12 protein-coding genes and 1 pseudogene are annotated in these 21,400 nt (G+C 45.8%); 12 read left to right on the top strand and 1 reads right to left on the bottom strand.

What is annotated here, in order from left to right; all coding sequences use genetic code 11:
- Positions 1 to 20: 20 nt before the first annotated feature.
- Positions 21 to 245, bottom strand: a pseudogene (locus BC351_RS43640) (IS3-like element ISBth8 family transposase); the annotation flags it as partial.
- Positions 246 to 271: 26 nt separating this feature from the next.
- On the opposite strand from BC351_RS43640, the gene BC351_RS41830 reads away from it, so the two are divergent.
- The 12 genes from BC351_RS41830 (at position 272) to BC351_RS32405 (ending at position 21,217) form a co-directional block, all read left to right on the top strand.
- Complete coding sequence (locus BC351_RS41830; RefSeq protein ID WP_144028594.1) at positions 272 to 742, top strand: hypothetical protein; 471 nt, start codon at positions 272 to 274, stop codon at positions 740 to 742.
- A gap of 110 nt (positions 743 to 852) precedes the next feature.
- A complete protein-coding gene (gene sigK, locus BC351_RS32455; protein ID WP_079418869.1) occupies positions 853 to 1,554 on the top strand; it encodes an RNA polymerase sporulation sigma factor SigK in 702 nt (233 codons plus the stop codon).
- Between the two features lie 78 nt (positions 1,555 to 1,632).
- Positions 1,633 to 2,304 (top strand): ABC transporter ATP-binding protein, encoded by a 672-nt coding sequence (locus BC351_RS32450; protein ID WP_079418867.1) that lies wholly within the window; start codon positions 1,633 to 1,635, stop codon positions 2,302 to 2,304.
- A gap of 422 nt (positions 2,305 to 2,726) precedes the next feature.
- Positions 2,727 to 3,149: a hypothetical protein gene (locus BC351_RS32445; protein ID WP_079418865.1), complete on the top strand. Its 423-nt coding sequence runs from the start codon at positions 2,727 to 2,729 to the stop codon at positions 3,147 to 3,149.
- A 55-nt stretch (positions 3,150 to 3,204) separates the two neighbouring features.
- Entirely contained in the window at positions 3,205 to 5,691 is a 2,487-nt protein-coding gene (locus BC351_RS32440; RefSeq protein WP_079418863.1) for a glycoside hydrolase family 38 N-terminal domain-containing protein, read from the top strand.
- A gap of 516 nt (positions 5,692 to 6,207) precedes the next feature.
- Positions 6,208 to 8,556 (top strand): AraC family transcriptional regulator, encoded by a 2,349-nt coding sequence (locus tag BC351_RS32435; protein ID WP_158082309.1) that lies wholly within the window; start codon positions 6,208 to 6,210, stop codon positions 8,554 to 8,556.
- 123 nt (positions 8,557 to 8,679) lie between these two features.
- Positions 8,680 to 9,717 (top strand): SGNH/GDSL hydrolase family protein, encoded by a 1,038-nt coding sequence (locus BC351_RS32430; protein ID WP_079418859.1) that lies wholly within the window; start codon positions 8,680 to 8,682, stop codon positions 9,715 to 9,717.
- 363 nt (positions 9,718 to 10,080) lie between these two features.
- Positions 10,081 to 10,983, top strand: a complete 903-nt coding sequence (locus BC351_RS32425) for an ABC transporter permease (protein ID WP_079418857.1) — start codon at positions 10,081 to 10,083, stop codon at positions 10,981 to 10,983.
- 12 nt (positions 10,984 to 10,995) lie between these two features.
- The gene (locus BC351_RS32420) at positions 10,996 to 11,904 is read left to right on the top strand and encodes a carbohydrate ABC transporter permease (protein ID WP_079418855.1); all 909 of its coding nucleotides are present in this window, start codon (positions 10,996 to 10,998) and stop codon (positions 11,902 to 11,904) included.
- 73 nt (positions 11,905 to 11,977) lie between these two features.
- On the top strand, positions 11,978 to 13,525 hold the full coding sequence (locus BC351_RS32415; RefSeq protein ID WP_079418853.1) for an ABC transporter substrate-binding protein: 1,548 nt from the start codon (positions 11,978 to 11,980) through the stop codon (positions 13,523 to 13,525).
- 90 nt (positions 13,526 to 13,615) lie between these two features.
- Entirely contained in the window at positions 13,616 to 20,101 is a 6,486-nt protein-coding gene (locus BC351_RS32410; RefSeq protein WP_144028593.1) for an OmpL47-type beta-barrel domain-containing protein, read from the top strand.
- Positions 20,102 to 20,146: 45 nt separating this feature from the next.
- A complete protein-coding gene (locus tag BC351_RS32405) occupies positions 20,147 to 21,217 on the top strand; it encodes a Gfo/Idh/MocA family protein (protein ID WP_244209249.1) in 1,071 nt (356 codons plus the stop codon).
- Positions 21,218 to 21,400 lie beyond the last annotated feature (183 nt).

Raw genomic sequence — 21,400 nt, 5'->3', positions numbered from 1 at the left:
ATTCCTGATTTACACTGTTTAAGATACAACTTCTCTGTCTTGAGATGCGAAAAAAAGGATTCGATGCATGCGTTATCTAAGCAGGTTGCTTTGCGAGAGTGGCTGCCTTTAACGCCGAATGCTTCTAATCGCGTGTTGTACGCCTGAGACGTATACTGGAAGCCTTGATCCGAATGGAGAACTGCTTCCGCTACGTCTCTTTTTCTTGTCCACTGTTCAAATGTATCAAGTACAAGTTCTACATCGTACAGACAATATATGGTGGGCTGAAATGGATATTCAGGATCAATTGAGGGTATGGCATGAGTATCATAAAAAATTGGAGAGCTTAACTGCTGAGTGGTATAGACTTAGAAAGCATGCAGGTTCTTCAATAATTCTTCAAAAAGAGAAAAAGGTTATCTCCAATTATGGGACAATCTCTCTCCTAGAGACGAAACCAACTGTTCTAGTTCAACAATTTCTAAGTATCTTTGGAATCAGTGAATTGTTGGATGTGGTGGTTATAGATATTTCTAAGGTAGAGGAACTTGGGGCCAGAGGATTTATTTGTATGTCAGAAATCAATAAGTATAGAGAGTTTAACGACGTTAAATTGAAGTTTTTTCTTATGGAGATCTCAAAAGAGCAGGCGATGTATGAGTTTCTTCAGAGGAGGCAAAAGTTACTTTCTCATTTAAGTGTAACAAGGTGCCCAAAAGTCAATTTAAATGAGCTAGTTCCAGATGACTTCTTCGTCTAAGTTAATCGGTACAGGCACTTCTAGGCTCCCACCCACATACACTAATACTAAGCTCAAAGCGGAGACTTCCGAACAGCTAAGATCCGCTAACACTGAAGGGGGTGGCTGAAATGCCTGGATTGTTTAGCGCAATAGCTGTATTAATTAAGCAGCTAACCTTGCTTGTATCCTATGTGAAGAATAATGCGTTTCCTCAACCTCTTACCGAGGCAGAGGAAGAAAAACATTTAAGACTTATGGCAGAAGGCAATGATCATTCCAGAAACAAACTGATTGAGCATAATTTAAGACTTGTCGCGCATATAGTGAAAAAATTCGATAACACAGGGGAAGATTTGGAGGATTTGATCTCCATCGGGACGATTGGATTGATCAAAGCGATCGAATCGTTCTCGCCGAACAAAGGCACGAAGCTCGCGACTTTCGCGGCTCGTTGTATCGAGAACGAGATCCTGATGCATCTGCGTTCATTGAAGAAAACACGGAAAGATGTGTCCTTGCATGATCCCATTGGAACGGACAAAGAGGGGAATGAAATTACGTTGATTGACATCCTCGGCAGTGAAGCTGACGACGTGGTGGATGCTGTACAGCTGAAAATAGAGAAATCAAAGATATATAAGAATTTGGAGATCTTGGATGAGCGGGAGAAGGAAGTTGTGGTTGGGCGGTTTGGATTGGAGTTAGGCGGGGAAGAGCGGACGCAGCGGGAGATTGCGAAGGAGCTGGGGATTTCGCGTTCGTATGTGTCGCGGATTGAGAAGCGGGCGCTCATGAAGCTTTATCATGAGTTTTATAAGGCGAAGCGGTAAGGTCAACAAGTTGAGGTCGATACGTCGGTGAATCGTATTCTTCATTTATTTGGCATCAAATAATGGGGGGCGAACACAATGACAGCCTTAATCCATATTGAGCATGTTAGCAAATTTTATCACATGGGCGGGGAGACAATCGGCGCCCTAGACGACATTTCCTTAGACATCGCACAAGGTGAGTTTGTCGCCATTATGGGGCCTTCGGGCTCCGGTAAGTCCACGCTGATGAACATCATCGGCTGTTTGGACGTTTCGGACGAAGGCATGTATGTGCTCGATGGGAAGCAGATTCACTCGCTGAAGGATTCACAATTAGCCGAGATTCGGAATCGAAAGATCGGGTTTGTGTTTCAGAATTTTAACCTGCTGCCGAGATTAAGTGCTTATGAGAATGTGGAGTTGCCGTTGATTTACCGGGGACTGTCGAGAAAGCAGCGGGAGCCGCTTGTCCTCCAAGCGTTGGAAGCGGTTGATCTGCTGGGCCGTCGGAAGCATTTTCCGTCGGAGCTGTCAGGTGGGCAGCAGCAGCGTGTTGCTATTGCGCGCACGTTGGCTGGCGATCCGCCGATTATCTTGGCGGATGAGCCGACTGGGGCGCTGGATTCGAAGACAGGCGCGGAGATTATGGATATTTTCAGGCGGCTGAATGAGCAGGGACGGACGATTATTGTGATTACGCATGATCGGCAGGTTGCGGAGCAGGCGAAGCGGATTATTAGGTTTTGGGATGGGCGGCTGGTGCATTAGAATGAAATAGAAAAAATTGCTTAAAGCAGGGCCTTACGAGAAATCGTAAGGCCCTTTGATAACTTAATTATTAAAATGTGCTTACAACGGCAATATCAGACATATTTAGATTGGTTGACACCAGCAGCGCACAGGCATGTCGGTTTCGTATTTCATGCAGCAAAGCGAAGAGAATGAGTGGACGGTTGTGATCGTGCGCATTCCGATTCAGATCAAAGGGGCAGCTGACGAAAGTACCTGAAATCAAACGAAAAGTCCTAGATTATAGTATTAATTCGTAAGCCTGTCCCTTAAGATACAGAGAATGTGCACCTTTTCATTCGATCCGTCATGGAGGGATTGGTTTCTATTTTTTATACTCCATACAATGAGATGGTCGAGAGATCATGGAAGGAGGCCCTGCCTTCGTAGTGAAGCAATAGATGAATGGAACAGAAATTGCGGTCATGTTCGTGGTCGTTGCCGGTTGTACAAAGCAAGATGACGAGCCTCCTACAGGTGAAAATATAGCCCGTCATACGGAGCTTCCGAAAACAACTGCAGTGAAAATTTTTGGCAAACCCTTTGCCTTCAATTTTGAATCGGGCATACAAACGGATGATGTTGCGAAGGAAATGCCTGAGGGTAAGCTAGCCCTCGATTATAAATATGATTCACTAGGATGGAACATCCGCAAATCAAGGAGGGAAGACAAAAATTACAGCGTTCGAACAGGAATAGGAAAATGCAACAATTATCAATCCTACACCAATGGTGCGATAGGTCCGTTGTGTCAGGTGCCTTTCGTGGTGAAGTGCAGCATTTGGGCTATGCAAAGTGCTTGCTTACTATATGGACATGTATAAGAAAAATAAACTGGCGATGGAAGCCGGAGCTCCATCCTGAGTGAGGGGATATGCGATGAAATCATTACACTTATTATGCAATGCGCATTTAGATCCAGTTTGGCAATGGGAATGGGAAGAGGGGGCAGCAGCGGCGGTTTCGACCTTCCGTGCAGCATCTGAATTCTGCGAAGAGTATGGCGGCTTCGTATTTAACCATAATGAGGCTCTGCTTTACTTGTGGATTGAAGAGTATGAACCTGAGCTGTTTGTTCGTATACAGGGGCTCGTTAAACAGGGAAAATGGCATATTATGGGTGGCTGGTATTTGCAGCCGGATTGCAACATGCCTTCTGGCGAATCGTTCGTTAGACAGATGCTGAGCGGCAGAACGTATTTCGCGGAGCAATTCGGTGCACGGCCAACAACGGCAATTAATTTCGATTCTTTTGGACATAGTAAAGGGCTCGTTCAGATTATGCAGCAGGCTGGCTATGATTCTTATGTGTTCATGCGTCCAGATTCATTTCCCGAGCTTCCAGGACAGGATTTTATTTGGGAAGGCTTTAATGGTTCCAAACTAGCTGCCCATAAGGTGAAAGATGGCTACAACACCTTGCTGGGTAAATCAATAGAGAAAATCAAGCAGCATATGGAGCAGCTAGGGGATCAACCGGTTGGTCTTGTTCTATGGGGTGTCGGAAATCATGGCGGGGGCCCTTCTCGGCAAGATTTGGGTCACATTGCGGAGTTGATGAAAGCGAATACGGGCTTTGATATTCGGCATTCCACGCCGGAAGCGTATTTTAAGGAACTCCTTGCGGAGATTGAATTACCTAGCTTTGACGGCGATTTGAATCCCCGATTTGTTGGGTGCTACACATCGATGATCCGTATTAAGCAGAAGCATCGTAAGCTGGAAAGTGAATTATTTATGACGGAAAAAATGTTGTCGGCAGCTGCGCTGAATGGTTTACTTGCTTATCCGCATAAGGAGATGCACGAAGCTTTACGCGATCTGATGACCGCACAATTCCATGACATCTTAACCGGTACATCCGTACAGCCAGCAGAAGAAGCTTCTATTCGAACGCTGGATCATGGATTGGAAATTGTCGCACGGATGAAAGCTAGAGCTTTCTTCGCTTTAGCGAAGGGTCAGCCGAAAGCACAGCTCAAGGAATATCCGATTCTTGTGTTTAATCCGCATCCATTCCCAATGGAGACGACAGTAGAATGTGAATTTATGCTGGAAGATCAGAACTGGAACGAGGAATTCTCGCTCCCTGTGGTCTACCGAGGCGGACAGCAGGTGCCTTCACAACCAGAGAAAGAGCTGAGTAACTTGAACTTGGATTGGAGGAAACGCACTGTGTTCAAAGCAGTACTCGAGCCGATGACCATGAACCGATTCGATTGTCGATTGGAAATGATCCCGGAGCGTCCAGCGGTTGCGCTTCTGCCAGAGGGCGGCAATTGGATTTTCCGTTCTGAGCGACTGGAAGTCATCATCAACGGTTCAACAGGTCTCATCGATTCGTATCGAGTGGATGGCGTTTCTTACTTGAAGCCATCTGCATGCAAGCCGATCGTCGTGACCGATAATGAAGATCCATGGCGGATGGACGTGAATCGTTTTGACAGCGTAGAAGGGGAATTCGAGCTGATGAACCCTCGTAACGGAACAACGTTCAGCGGCGTTAAGCAAGGTGAGTTAGCCTCTGTTCGTGTGGTGGAGGATGGTCCGGTTCGCACCGTTATCGAGACGTTACTCAGCTATGGCGATTCCGTCATCTGTCAAACCTATAAGCTTCCAATGCAAGGAACGGAAGTTGAAATTCATGTGCGTGTATATTGGAACGAGAAGGATAAAATGCTGAAATGGTCCGTACCTACCTTATTGGAGGAAGCGGCGTATGTGGGGCAGACGGCTTACGGCATCAGTGAATTAAAGAGGGATGGCGAAGAAGTTGTTGCCCAACGCTGGGTAGCTGCGCAGGAAAAATCTGCGAATGATCGCACCGCTCGTGCTGTGACGTTAATTAACGATTCCGTCTATGGTTCCGATTATCAAGCGGGTGAGATTCGCTTGTCCTTGCTCCGCGGCGCAGGATATTGTGCCCACCCGATTGGGGAACGAGCGATCTTACCGCAGGATCGATTCCTCCCTCGCATAGACCAAGGGGAACGAGCGTTCTCTTTTTGGTTGAACGCGGGTGCAACAGAGAATCGCTTCGCTGCGATCGAGACGGAAGCGCTGTTCCATCATGAAAAGCCATATGCGCTTTCATTCTTCCCAACCGGCGAAGGCACGCAGCCGCAATCCCCGTTCCAGCTTGAAGCTTCAAGCGTTCAATTGACTGCGTTCAAGAGAGCCGAGAACGGAGATGGTTATATTTTGCGCTTATTTGAATCGTCAGGTAGAGGTGAGACGGCCAAGTTGTATTTCCCGGAAAATAACTTGCATAAGGAAATCAAGTTGAATGGCTTCGAAATTGTTACGCTACGGTATCGTAAAGAAACAGGAGAAGTTGTGCAAGAGTCATTAATGGAAGGTTATTAAGAAGGATGTAAGGGGGGATCGTCAGATATCTCTCCTTTTTCGGTATCATTGACAAGTGGATAGCTCATGCTTACTCGCCTAAAGCTCTTTTTTCTCAATATGAGCATGCAAATGAAGCTGTCGCTCTTTATTCACGGTATTATGATGGGAGCTGTAAAAGAGCAGGTAAACCATGCGAGCACTAGAGTTGGATCTAGGAGCTTGCATTTTTTTATCGCAGAATGGAAAAAGTGATTGAGCAAGCGGTCCGGATGGATGCTGTAGCTGTATGTGTGAACCTGTTGCAATTGCCGAATCAGCCCATGCTTCATTATCAATGTGTGAAAAATGTATCACATCTTAAACAGCATGTGACCAAATTTTAAAGTACCATATTCATAGAAAAAGACTTATATTAAAGTATACATGCGAACTTAAACCAATTACATTGGGATGACACACTACATAATTCTGATGGCACGGTGGGACTGATACATGCCAGTCTCTTTCACTTCGAATAAAGGAGAATATGAAGGCATGAACATAAAATCTTTTTTAGGAGCTAAAGCCTATTTTATAAAAATGGTTCTTTGGATTAGCATGGCTATTTTGATTCTTGTAGTTGTTCTATCTACAGTTGTATATATTAATTCTCAAAATCTTTTGGTCAAAAATGAATATGCAGCCAATCAAAAAATACTTTTTCAAGTCAAGTATAATATGTCGTTTATGGATCAAACGATTACCAATTTATCTAAATTTCTTTACTTAAACAGCGATGTAACCGCTATTATGTATGCAAAGAATGAAGATATGATTGAGGTGTCAAGGCATTTGACTAAAGTCGTTAGCTCTGTTACTTCGGCTATTCCTTATATTCACTCTGTTGGCATTTATAATCGCAATCTGGATCAAACATATAGTTCGGGTTTTCCTTTATTTTTTAAAGATCAGATGCTCTACGAATTTATTAATTCGGATCAAGCGCTTCCTAAGCTTAAACCGATTTTCCGTGATATCAAAAAACTGGTAAACGGAGTAACCGAGCCTGAGTATGTATTCTCCTATTTTATATACGAAACTCTGTCTAGTGGGGCTAAGCCGGATGGCGTTGTAGTAATTAACGTTAAACCGGAGTGGTTGTTAGAAAATATTAAGCAAATCAATATGATAGATAAACAAAAGGGAGATAACGTATTCATTCTGGACCAGGCTGGCGAGTACTTGGATGATGGAACCAATGATCCTGCAATCAAGAATTGGCTGAAAACAGATTTTTTGGCAAATAAAACAGCACATCCACAAGCTGAACGAGATGGTTTTTTTCAAAGCAAACGTGGTGGAACGCAATATTTAGTTACTTACACAAATGTCGACAACACGGGGATGACGCTGCTAAAAACGCAGCCTGTTCTTGAAATCTATAAGTATATCAACAGCTTAAGAACGAGTATTATCATAATTACACTCATTTTCTTGGTCATGGCTTTGGTGATATCCATAAGCATCTCTCGAAAGATATATCGACCCTTTGGGAAGTTGGTGAATTCGATCATGTTAGATCGGATTCGGAGATCGGACAAAGACGATGTCGTTGATGAAATCTCTTATTTGAACACCGTTTACAGACAATCCATGGAAATGCTCGATCATTTTGATAAGGAAAAGGTGCAGTACAAAGATGTTATGAAGCACTATTGGTTAAGCAGATTGATTACGGAGAGTTTATCCATCGGCAGGGCAGAATTGGAAAGCATTTTTAAAGAAATGAGGATTTCTTTAGTCAGGGATGCTTCCTTTGCCATTTGTTTATTGAAAATTGATAACTATAAGGAATTTCAGCATGCGTTCCATGCCAAGGATAAAGATACGATTCGCTTTGCTATGATCAATATTGCATCAGAAATTATGGCAAAAAAGTATCCTAACGAAGGATTGGATATGAAGGATGATCATGTCGTATTGATTGTAAGTATTCCGGAAGAAGATGAACACTTTCAATCACATATCCACGCTCTTATAAAAGAAGCTCAAGAGAATGTCTCCCGTTTTTTTAAAATTTCCTTTACGGCATCGATTAGTGAAAAGACGAGTCACATACAGGAATTGAATAGTATGTATAATCAGGCTCTCGATCAGGCTATGTATCGTTTATTATTAGGGCATTCCTCCGTTATAACATACGAAACGATTAAAAAAAATGTGGAAAGTAAAAAAACGGGCTATTCCAGAAATTATGAGGAGTGGCTTGTGGAAGCAATGAAATTGAGCAAAACCGAAGCGAAAGAGGAGGTTTTGGGGAACATTTTTGAAGAGGTGGGCACGCTAAACTATCACAATGCGTTAGTCTCCATTATAAGACTCGTGGATAAGGTTATAGAGACGTTGGAAGAAATGAAAGTGACTACTGCGCCATCTTTGCATATCTCTTCGATCAGTCGCAATATCTTGGAGATGGAGACGATTGCCGAGATCCATCAGATCATTGTAGGTGCCCTGCAAGACTCGTTCAAAAAAGATTTCCAGGGTCATACCACTAAACTAAACTACTTTTTGGTAGATGCGGTCACGGAATATATTCAAAACCATTATCAAGACCCTTCCTTGAGCTTGACTTCCATTGCTTCGATTATGAAAATATCCACAAGAAATTTAAGCAAAACATATAAGGAAGCAACCCATATCTCGATTCCTGATTATATCAACGAGTTTAGGTTAACAAAAGCGGCAGACCTTCTTATCCAAGATGACCTTAGTGTGTATGAAATTGCTGAGAAAGTCGGGATCTTGAATGAAACCTATTTTTTCAGCATGTTCAAAAAGAAATATAAGGTCACACCGAAGGAATATGCCTTGCGGAGAAATATGATTAATTTGATTCAATAGGAAGAGATGAAAAGCAAAGAAAGGCATTACCGGGGTTAAGCAATGTAACAAGACATCCAAAGGATTTGAAATCAGCCTGGCCTCGGGTGAATATGATTTTACAATTGAAGGAGCTGCGTGCCCATGAATCCAGAGACCAGCCGGCAGACTGCGGAAGCATTCATTTTTGTAAAAGAAGAGAACATGTCTATGCGATACCGTCCATTAGCCAAGCTGGCTATGGTATTGCGGAGTCATGCAGATGAGGATCATTCGGGCAATATCATTTACGCAGAGGGAATAGACTATGTCGTCGATTACGATCGGGGTGTCATTCGCCGGACGAAGCAAAGCCGGATCCCAGATTGGTCCCGTCACGAATTATACGGCCAAGTGGTGTTTGATCATGCAGCGTTCAAAAACTGCAGCAATCGTGAATTTACCGTGTATGGGGATTATGTGTATGATAACGATCAGTTTAAGGACTGCTTCGTTGCCCACGATAGTGGAAATCGAGCCGGGGTGGAGCGCTGGCTTTCCAAATTGCGAACCAGCGAGGAGAGTTCAATCGTTGTTTTTGGTGACAGCATTAGTGCAGGTGGGGATGCGAGCGAAGAAAAGTTTATGTACTTCAACCGGGTTCATCAATTTCTCAATGAATACTATCCGCGCAGCCGAATCAGTCTGTTGAACAAATCAGTCGGCGGTGAAACGAGCAAAGATGGAAAGAATCGCATACAGCGCGATGTCATTCCTTTGCGCCCCGATCTCGTGATCATCGGATTCGGCATGAACGATCAGAACAAATATGGTGAAGGGGTGGGCGTTTCGCCGGCGGATTTTGAAAGCAATCTATGTCAAATGATCGAGGCCGTCAAGAAGTTGGACAACAGCGATCTTGTGCTCGTGACGCCTTGCCTGCCGAATCCGAAATGGTGGTATTCCAGCGGATTGACTGGCAGGTATGCGGAAATCATCCGCCGGCTGGGCCGGGAATACGGTGTCGGCGTAGCTGACGTCACTGCAGTTTGGGAGCAGGAACTGGCAGCCGGCAAATCGGCGGAAAGTCTGCTCCTGAACAACATCAATCATCCGAATGATTATGGGCACTGGCTTTATTTCCAAGCTTTTGTCAAGCTGTTGAGAGATAACCTGGAAATAATTGAAACGAAAGAAGCTTGAGAAATCAAGCTTTTTTGTCATTGGACTACTTCAAAAAAACCGCCGTCCTTTACGCAGCTTGATTCGCTCAGGCACATCGCGAATCGAAGTGTCTAATGTGGCTTGAGAATCCTTCGGAAGCACACGCAGCATATCGACTTAAGCGCGTTCGGTGGAGGATACAACTATGTATCCCGTTGATCATAACCAAGGTAAGCGGAACTCACTTGATTTGCAGTGTTCTATCCCCTTTGGAAGAAGCTTTCCTACACATTTTGAAGGAATATACCTAGATTACAATATACATTTCCTAGGGTAACGCCTACAGTTGGGATATCAACAAAGATGGCCGTCAAAATTTACAAGCTAGGATGTGTTGGATGGATGGTGAGAATATTCAAGAAGAATTTCGGAGTGACGCTGCTGGCACTGCCAGGATTCCTGTTGATTTTACTCTTTAATTATGTACCGCTTTACGGATTGCTGCTTCCTTTTAAGAATTATAAGTACAATCTTGGCATTTGGAACAGCCCTTGGGTCGGGTTAGACAATTTCGGCTTTCTATTTAATGGGGATGTGCTGTATCGCGTTCTACGCAATACGATCCTGTATAACGCTGTTTTCATTACCTTGGGTACTTTTCTCTCCATCGTTATTGCTCTATTGCTATTTGAACTGAGCCGGAGATTCGTTAAGGTGTATCAAACGATCTTGTTCATCCCTTACTTTATATCGTGGGTGGTGGCTGGATTTGCCTTTCGGGCGCTGTTCGATATGGAGCATGGCGTTATCAACAGTATCTTAGTTGCAGTAGGGAAAGCACCGATCCTCTGGTACAGCGAGCCCCAATATTGGCCGTACATCCTAGTGGCTGCCGCTGTTTGGAAGGGACTTGGCTATGGATCTGTAATCTATTACGCTGCTTTGATGGGCATTGATGCCGAGTATTATGATGCAGCCAAAATTGATGGAGCAAGTAAAATTCGGCAAGCGTTTTCGATATCCGTGCCGATGATTAAACCGATGATTATCATGTTGGTGATCCTGCAAATAGGAAGTATCTGCTACAGTGATTTCGGTTTGTTTTACAATGTGACGTTGAATTCATCCTTGATCTATCAGACAACAGATGTCATTGATACATTCGTTTATAGATCTCTTATTGATATAGGTGATATTGGGATGGCTTCAGCAGCAGGTTTTTTCCAATCGATTGTTGGATTCTGCCTAGTATTGATAACCAATTTTATCGTAAGAAGGATAAATCCAGAAAACTCACTTTTCTAAGGAGAATCGACTATGCATCCTCAAAGATCAATACGAATACGGCCTACCATTACAGCGGGAAAATTAGTAATCCATATCCTATTTATCTTGTTATGTGCGGTATGTGTATTTCCTTTTCTTGTCATTATCGGAACCTCCTTTCAAACGGAAAATGACATTATTAAATTTGGGTATTCCATGATTCCCAAAAACTTTACTTTCGATGCCTATAAGGTGATCCTGCACGAGCCTAAAGTTCTGCTCAATTCTTATCTGGTTACGATCGGAACGACGGTCATAGGTTCTTTGATTGGGATGTGGGTAACCACGACCTACGCTTATGCCATTTCGCGTAAAGATTATTCTTACCGTTCGTTCCTTGCCTTTTTCATCTTCTTCACGATGCTCTTTCATGGGGGGATGGTTCCTTCTTATATCCTGATGGTGAAATGGTTGGGACTCCGCAACAACATTTTGGCACTCATTTTGCCATATCTGATTAGCGGCTGGTTCGTGCTGCTGATGAAAGGCTTCTTGCAAACGATACCGGAAGCGATTATCGAGTCAGCGAAAATGGATGGCGCAGGCGAGCTAAGAATTTTTGCTCAAATTGTTCTGCAGATTTCCAAACCAGCACTGGCGACATTAGGTCTGTTCTTTGCACTCCAATACTGGAATGATTGGTGGCTGACCTTACTTTATATGGATCAGGATAATTTAATGAAGCTGCAATATTTACTTATTCGTGTTCTCAAAAATATGGAGTATTTGAATTCGAGTGAGGCCATTCAATATGGACTTGTGAAACCAGGTATGCAAGTACCTTCCTTAAGTGCTCGCATGGCGATGTGCATATTGGCTGCAGGACCGATGCTGCTTGTTTTCCCACTGTTTCAAAAGTATTTCATACAGGGGTTAACGGTAGGTTCGGTAAAGGGTTGATAGTTTCAGATGCAGGAAAACCACGCTGCGTCTGTAAATTATATACAAAGACGATATAAGGGAGGTAATCTACGTGAAAGGTCAAAGGACAAAAGCTTTAAAATGGTTTGGACCAGGAACATCCGTCTTGCTTGCAACAACGATTGTGATTAGCGGCTGCAGCACAACTGAAAAAACGAAAGAAACAGCTAGCCCAGCTGCTAGTACGGTGGCGGGCACTACGAATCCAACGAAAGATTTCGTCGATATTAGCTGGTTCATGCCAAAGCCAATCGACAATTTGAAGGACCAAGAAGCGGTCGAAGCGGTAGCGAACAAACTAATTAAGGAAAAACTAAATGCAAACCTGCACTTTAACATGATTGATAACGCAGGTTGGGAAGACAAGATCAAGTTGAAGTCAGCTGCCGGTGAGCCCTACGATCTCGTATTTACCTCAAACTCATCCAATAATTTAAATGCGAATGTGCAAAAAGGCGCCTTTATGCCACTTGATGATCTACTGCAGAAGTATGGGCAAAATATTTTGAAGAAAGTAGATCCGCGTGCTTGGAAAGCTGTTACTTATAAAGGGAAGATCATGGCGATTCCTGCTCAGACACCTTACAGTCCGGCATCTTCTTATGTATTTAAAAAAGATTTAGTTGAGAAATATAAATTCGATTATAAAAGTGTCAAGAGTCTCAGCGACTTAGAGCCATTCTTGAAAACGATTAAGGAAAATGAGCCGAACATGATTCCAGTCATTGCAACGGCTAATGGAGCGACTTCTGGCGTAGGGTTACCCGACTATACAACCGTCGTAGGTGGTATATCTTTCAGCGAGAAGGAAGGTAAATTCGTCAAAACCCTTGATATCCCGCAAAACTATGAAAATTATAGAGTCATGAATGATTTCTATAAGAAAGGCTATATTGCCAAGGATGCCGCAATCAAAACGGATTATCTGGCTGAAGCGAAATCAGGGAAATATGCCGTGCTTCGTGATTCAGGCGGTTATACCGAGGATGGGTCGAAATCGACAAGCACTTATGGATTCCCAACCGTTGAAACATTCAGCTCACAGCCGACTATTTCAACTGCTTCCATGACTGCTGCTGCGACAGCGATTAGTGCAACTTCGAAGAATCCAGAAAGAGCCATGATGCTGCTTGATTATATTTGGAGTGATAAGTACTTATTGAATACACTTGCTTATGGCGTTGAAGGTAAAAATTACACGGTTAAATCGGGTACGGTTAAAGATCCTAACCCAACAATCGAAGCCAAAAGCGGTGCGGAACAAACATGGGCGATTTGGCATAACTGGCTCGGGCCGCTTTGGGATCAATGGGATTCCAACTGGAATTCAACGAAAGCTTTGGAAGCAATGAGAAAAACGAATGAAAACGGCAAGGCATCTGGTCTGCTCGGATTTGTCTTTAATAACGAGCCGGTCAAAACGGAGATTGCGCAAATCGGTGCTGTCAATAAAGAGGCGAATCCGATCTTTACGACGGGATCCATGCCGGACTACCCGAAATACGTTGAGGATACGAAAAAGAAACTGGTAGACGCTGGCATAGACAAAGTAATGGCAGAGATTCAGAAGCAATATGATGCTTGGAAGGCAGGAAATTAAATAACGACATGATCTTATGAAACAATAACACTGCTGACTGGAGCAGTGTCATTGTTTCCACAAAGCAAATTCATTGGAAAAGGGAGTGTAATGATGGTTAAAAAGCGATTAGGTATTCTCCTTACCTCATTCATTGTGTACGCTTTCATATTTGTTTTTCAGTCAGCGGATGTTAGCGCGGAAGCCACCAGACCTGATGCAGGTTATGTAATCGATGAGGATTTCTCGTTCTTATCAGCCTTGACACCAGGGAATAGCCAGCCGTCCGGCTGGGATGTTCGCGCTGCAGGAGGGGCGCTGCTCTCCCTATATAACACGAATTTCAAAATCAGCGATACGAGCAAAGACCTGCCCGTTTCAATGAGTAAGAAATTTGTTGCGCAAAGTGCAGGTAATCTGACCATGGAATTTCGCATTAGGCCTATGTCAGTCATTGACGGCTTGAAGTGGCAGTTGCTCAGCGATGATGTCGTAGGCGTCAGCTTAATTACACAAAACAATATGCTTAGTCTGGAAACGTCCCCAACCACTGTGCTTCCCTTGCAAACCTATGTGGCGAACGTAGAGGTTGGGATTAAGATCGACATCAATCTGAGCACGCATACCACAGATGTGTACATCAATGGCGTAAAAAAGGCGAACGGGGCTACTTTCAAGAACGCAGTCTCGAACCTGAACCAGTTTCAAGTGCAGACAGGCGCTGCCTCCTTGGGGGACTTCTTCTTTGGTCCTTTGAAAATTTATAGAGGCTACGCCGTGAATGAAAGACTTATTTCCGTCGTGGACGGTGGCGCCATCCCGCAGGATTGGTCTGCGGTTACATCAGGCGGCGCCATCACCGTCGGCAGCATGATGAGTTCCCCGCAGCCGGATATCAACAGCATGAAGCTGAGCGCGGCTAGTAGCACCGGCAGTATGAGTCTGTCCAAAGCGATATCGCCAATGGCGGATAATTTTACCTACGACTTCAAAGTTCTTTACAAGCAGAAGGCGGATGGATTGGAAGCTGAGCTAAAAAGCGGAACGACGAGCGTCATCAAACTAACGACGTCGGGCGATGATTTGGCTTATGTCAACAGTAGCGGGCAACCTGTCTCGCTGAAATACAAGTATTTAGCGAATCTGTGGACGCACATTCAGATCAAAGTGAACTGGGCGACGGCTACAGCGGATATCTATATCAACGATAAGCGCAGCAATCAAGTTGTACCACTGGCTCCGGGCGCGGTTTCCGTCGACACCCTCAAGTTCACGACCTCTTCTTCGTATCGGGGCGAAATGTGGCTGGATGACATTCTCTTGTATAAAACAGTTCCCCTCCCTGCCGATTATGTGCCGGCTCCACAAGCGGTCAGTAAGGGCGAGGACGATCCGGTTGTAGGCGTCCAAAGCTGCCCGATGTGGCGGGAAGGCCATCACCTGGGCTGGGATATGATTCAGCCTTACCCGGATCGGACGCCTCTTCTAGGGTTCTACGACGAAGGCAGCCCGGAAACGGCGGATTGGGAGACGAAATGGCTGATCGAGCACGGCATCAATTTCCAGATGTCCTGCTGGTTCAGGCCACTTGGCGGAGACACCAATCGGGTGCCGATTAAAGATTCGTATTTATCGCATGCTTTGGATAACGGCTATTTTAATAGCCAATATAGAAATCAAATTGATTTCGCGATTATGTTTGAAAACCTCAATTCCAAGGTCAAGGATGCTGAAGATTTCCGAACGAATCTGATTCCGTACTGGATTGAATATTATTTTAAAGATCCGCGTTATTTGAAGATTGATGGTAAACCTGTTTTCACGATCTACAATTATGACGAGTTAGTAAATGCTTTTAAAGGCAGCGAGAACGTGAAGCCGGAGCTGGATAACTTGCGAGTCGAAATGGTAAAAGCGGGGTTTAAGGGTATTATCCTGCTGAACGTGTATAACGGGACGGACTCCCAGCAGTTGGCTAAACGCAAAGCCGCTGGTTTTGATGGGGTGTATGCGTATTCCTGGGGCTCCTTCGGCGGTCATCCGGAGTTTCAGAAGCTGAAGATGACGCAAGAGAAAGACGCAAACGCCATCGATATTATCCCTGGTTTGAGCATGGGCAGAGATGATACGGCTTGGGGCTTGAACTTCGGTTATTATGCGACGCCGTCGGAATTCCAATCCTTGGCGCAGTGGACGAAGGATAGCTTCATGCCTTCGCTGCCGGCAGGCAGTCTAGGCAAGAAGCTGGTTATGCTGGATAACTGGAATGAATTCGGAGAAGGCCACTTCATTATGCCTGCCGGGCTGGCCGGCTTTGGCTACGTGGATGCCATTCGCAATGTATTTGGCGATAGCGCGTCGCATATCGATAGCGTGCCGACGCAAGCCCAGAAGGATCGGATCAATACCCTGTATCCCGCGGGGAGAGTGGTTCCTAATCTGAACCAACCCCAACCCGTGATGACCAATGTCTACGGGAAGATGTGGGAGTTCAATACCCCGGGCGATGCGGAGGGCTGGACCGTCGAGAAACAGATTGTGGGCGTGACTGTGCAAGACGGCACTTTTTCTGGCTTAACGAACAATACCGATCCCGGCATTCGATCCGCAGATCACCTCGGGATTAAGGCGGAGGATATCCCGTATCTGGTCATTCGCATGAAGAACGGTACGAACGATATCGATGGCCGATTCTTCTTTACGACGGAGGCGGATGGGACCTGGAATGAGGCCAAGGCCGTCGGCTTTTATGTGAAACCGCAGGATAATGAATATACGGACTACGTGATTGAGGCGTGGCAAAACAAGAACTGGACGGGGACCATCCGGCAATTACGCATCGATCCGACTTCCTCCGTCGGGCCAATCAGTATCGATTACATTCGAACGATCTACTCGCCGCAGCCCGGTATTCGGACTTACGTCGACGGCGTTTACAAACCGTTCAGCCAACCGGCTCTCCTGCAGGACGGCATCGTGATGCTTCCTATGAAAGAGACCTATCTGCAAATCGGGGCGAAGCCGGAATGGGATCCATCGAATGATACCTTGGTGGCCGTGAAGGATAACGTTGTGTATCGACTGAAGGTTGGCGATAGCGTTGCCTATAAGGGAAGCCAAGCGATTACGTTAGAACATGCGCCCGTCAAGCTTGCCAATGGAACGGTGATGGCACCGCTCAGCTATCTTCGTCAAGCTTTTGGCGCGATTGCCAAATGGGATGCGCCTTCGCAAACCGTCCGTGTGTACCCGACAGCGATCACTTGGGATTTTACGACGAGCAGCGGTTGGACGGCCAACAGTCAGATCGCGAGCCCCGTCGTGGCGAATGGCGTCTTCAGCGGAACTTCAAACGGGACTTCGGGAAATGTCCAGCCAGCGATTCTTTCACCGGATGATTTGCAATTTGCAGCTTCGGATATTAGGCGGATTCGCGTCCGAATGAACAACATGACAAGCGGCAACGAGGCGAAGATTTATTTTACGACGACCGCGGATAGCAATTGGAATGAGGCGAAAATGCTCTCGTCTTATATCCTCCCGACCGATGCTGTCTATCGGGAATATGTCTTTGATACGTCGAGTCTAGCTGCCTGGACGGGGACCATTAAACAGCTTCAAGTGGTGCCGACGACGGCATCTGGAGCCTTCAGCTTGGATTCCGTTCAATTGGAAATTACGCCGACGGTTGCTGTCAAAGGGGATAATCTGATTGATGATCCGGGTTTTGAGGGAAGTAAAGCATCTCAATTCGCGATGTCGGATGCGACGTATGTCAAAGATCCGAGTCAGTTTCATAGCGGTCATCAGTCGGTTAAAATCATCAAAACGACTCGTTACGGAGGCATTAAATTCCCAGTAAGTGTGGAGAAAGGCAAGTCGTATACGTACTCCGCATGGGCGAAGTTGGCAAATGGTGCGTCAACGAGCGAGCCTCTGAGGCTCGGACTCCAATATAATCTGGACGGGGTCACCAAGCAATTCATTATGTTTACAAGCCCTGGCTTGAAGGCGGGAGATTGGACGCAGGTCGAAGGCACTTACACCATTCAGGAATCAGGGGAAGTAACCAATGTCTTGATGTACCTCTACACAGAAGCCAATAATCCAGGCAGTGTTTATTATGTCGATGACGTTGCGGTCAAACCGATTACAAATACGGGAAGTTCAGTTTGGGTTCATCCATTAAGCGTAAGCTTGAATGCAACGTCACTCACGGTAGGTCGGGATAAAACCAAGGCATTGGTTCCTGCGTTCACACCAGCGAATGTCAGCAATAAAGAGCTGATATGGCGTTCGAGCAATCCAAGTGTCGCAACGGTGGATGTAAATGGAATGGTATATGGCGTAAGCTTGGGTACAGCGACCGTCACGGCAACGACAGTAGATGGCGGAAAAACGGCATCCGTGCTTGTCACCGTAGATGCAACGGTTGCGGTTACGGGACTGTCGCTAACGCCAAGCACGCTTAGCTTGACGCTGGGCGATAAGCAAACGCTTGTCCCGACGGTAACACCGGCCAATGCAACCAATAAGCTCATCAAATGGGAATCCGTGATTCCGACTGTGGCGGCCGTCGATGCCGATGGGACGGTGACAGGCGTGGGCACGGGCACAACCCCAATTAAAGCAACCTCGGACGATTCGGGCATCCAGACCGTGGCCACAGTTACAGTAACAGCACCGACGAACGTGGTGAAAAGTACCAACCTTATTGTAGATCCGGGCATGGAAGGCAGTACATTAGCGGCTCCTAACTACGCTTATCAGGCCGTGCCTACGATGACTTCGGCGGAACATCATTCCGGTCAGCAGTCGTTGCTGTTGACGAAGACAGATCGCTACGGAGGCGTTAAATTTCCTGTCCCACTTGTAAAGGGCAAACCCTATTACTATTCGGCCTGGGCGAAACTAGCATCTGGTTCTACCACGACCGAGACGATCAGAATCGGCTTGCAATATAAGGTAGACGGTAAACCTATTCCTACGCAGTATATTATGTTCACCAGTCCACCCCTAAGTGCTACGGAATGGAAGCAAGTTCAAGGGAGTCTCATCATTAATGAAACAGGTGTTGTAACCGAAACGACCATGTTTTTATATACGGAAATTATAGGTACCGGCAACCCGTTTTATGTCGATGATGTGGAGATCCGACCGTTAACGGTGGATAATATCCCTCCCGTTACGGTCAGTGACGCTCCTTCCGGTTGGGTAACGACGGCTCAAGTCGTTCATCTGACGGCCACCGATGGGGAAAGCGGCGTCGCAGGGACGTTCTACAGCTTGGATCATGGGGTCTATACAAGCGGAAATACCGTGTCGATTGCAGGGGAAGGCGTACATACGCTGGACTTCTATAGCAAGGACGTGGCCGGCAATCAGGAAGCGACGCAAACGGTAACGGTGCGCATTGACGGAACGGCTCCCGTCACGACGGCTGCCGTCCAGCCGTCAACGCCTGACGGAGCGAGCGGCGCTTACGTCAGCCCCGTTACGGTTGCATTAACCGCCGCCGATAACGCGTCTAGCGTAGCGGGAATCGTTTACAGCACCGATAACGGAACAACATGGCTGCCTTATACGGCTGCACTTACCTTCGATAAGCAAGGGGCCTATACGCTCTTATACCGAGCGATCGATGCTGCCGGAAATAGCGAGACAGCGAAGAACGTAAGCTTCAATCTGGCTGCTACAACAGTTAAAGTCCAGCTGAAGGATAGCACCGGCAATCCATTAAGCGGCGGTATTGTGAAATATTTGGACGGTACTTGGAAAGAGTTTGGCGTAACCGATGCCTCCGGCTATGTCTCTAAGTCGTTAGGGGAGAAGAGCTATCTCTTCTCAATGACGTATGAAGGGAAAGCGCAAGAACTTACGCAAAATATTGGTATGAGTGCAAGTGTTGTATTTCAAACGCAGTTGGTTCAAGTACAGCTGCAAGATAGCCAAGGGAACCCTTTAGATGGCGGCAGCGTAAAGCTTTTCTCCTCTGGCAGTTGGCGGGCAGTGGGTACTACGGCAGGAGGGAAAATCAGCATGGAAGTGTTCCCTGAAACGTATACGTTTGGGTTGACGTTTGAAGGGAAATACAAGGAGATTGTTCGAAGTACAGCAGCCAGCAGTACCGTTGTTTTTAACACGGTGAAGGTGAATGTGCAGTTGAAGGACAGCCAAGGCAATCCACTTGATGGAGCTGTTGTCGACTATTATTCAGGCGGCAGTTGGAGGCCGATGGGCACAACGGTTAGTGGAGAAATTAGCCGGGAATTACTTGCCGATTCGTATACGTTCGGTTTGACGTATGCAGGCAAACGCAAAGAAACGATCCAAAATGCAGTCACGAATTCAGTCGTCAGCTTTCAAACGGTGAAGGCTATCCTACAAGTGAAAGACAGCTTAGGTAATCTGCTCAGCGGTGGTAGTGCAAAGTTGTACTCCGGGGGGAGCTGGCAGAACCTCGGACCTGCAACGTCGGGAGAAATTAGCAAAGAATTGCTGCCCGGAAGTTATTCGTTCAGCATGACGTATGGCGGTACGACAAAGGAAAGCACGTGGGATATTAGTGTTGATCCGGTCGTTGTTTTTCAATATTGATGTAGGGTAACTGCATAGGGAACTATCAAAAAGGAGCTTATCAAAGTGACCAAGATAAAAGTAGGAATCATCGGATTAGGAGAAGTTGCGCAAATGGTTCATTTGCCGATTCTAGAGTCTCTGTCTGAACTTTATGAGATCGTAGCATTATGTGATATTTCGCCCAAGCTGTTAGCGAAGATCGGCGAGAAATATCGGGTGGAGCATTTATTTCTGAACATGTCTGATATGCTTGAACAATCTGAGCTTGATGCTGTGTTTGTGCTGAATAACATGGAATATCATACCGATTGTACCGTTGCGGCCTTGAAGAGGAATGTTCATGTTTTCGTTGAGAAGCCAATGTGTGTGACACCAGCGGAAGTTCATGAGATCATTCAAGCTCGCGACGCTTCAAGTGCACAGGTCATGGTAGGTTACATGAGACGGTTTGCTCCCGCATACCTTCAGGCTCTTGAAGAGGTAAAGACGCTAGGACCAATTATTTATGCCCGCGTGCGGGATATCATTGGCCCGAATCAATTTTTTACGCGTCAATCCAGCCCTATCTATCGTTTCAATGATATCCCCGTTGAAGCTGTACAAGATCGCAAGGAGCGGAATGCCAGATTGATGAGAGAGGCGATTGGGGAATTGCCAGATGACATGTATGGCGCCTATGGCTTATTACTCGGATTGAATAGTCATGACATTTCGGCGATGAGAGAGTTGATTGGGATGCCGATTGGGGTAAGGGCAGCATCCGCTTGGCTCGGGGGAAGATTCAAGAATGCGATCTTTGAATATGAAGGTTTTAACGTGACCTTTGAGACTGGTATGGATCAACAAGGCAGATTTGATGCTCATATCGAGGTGTACGGCGAGAATAAGTCTATCCTTGTTCAGTACGATACGCCGTATATCAGACAGTTGCCTACGACGCTGCAGATCAGCGAGACGATTGGAGACAGCTTCGATCAATCAACGGTTCGACCGAACTACAAGGACGCTTATGTGGTTGAGCTGGAATATTTCCATGAAGTTGTCTCGAAGGGAACGCTGCCCAAAACGACACCTGAGGATTACTTGCAGGATCTTATCATCTTTCGAATGATAATGGATGCCATTCAGAAGTAACTATGAAAAGACCGAATTCCACCCCATATCAGGTGGTTTCGGTCTTTTATTTAACCCTTTTTAGAAGAATCGACGTAATTCAAAGTATACATTTAGAAGCGTATTAGCTACTTTTAAATAAGGACTTGGGCTGCTGCCCATTTGGTTCACAACATGCTCGAAATTCAAGTGGAGATGAGTGTA

This window comes from Paenibacillus ferrarius, assembly GCF_002027705.1.
Lineage (GTDB): Bacteria > Bacillota > Bacilli > Paenibacillales > NBRC-103111 > Paenibacillus_E > Paenibacillus_E ferrarius.
The sequence above is the reverse complement of the archived record's forward strand: the minus strand, read 5'-3'. Positions and strand labels throughout refer to the sequence as shown.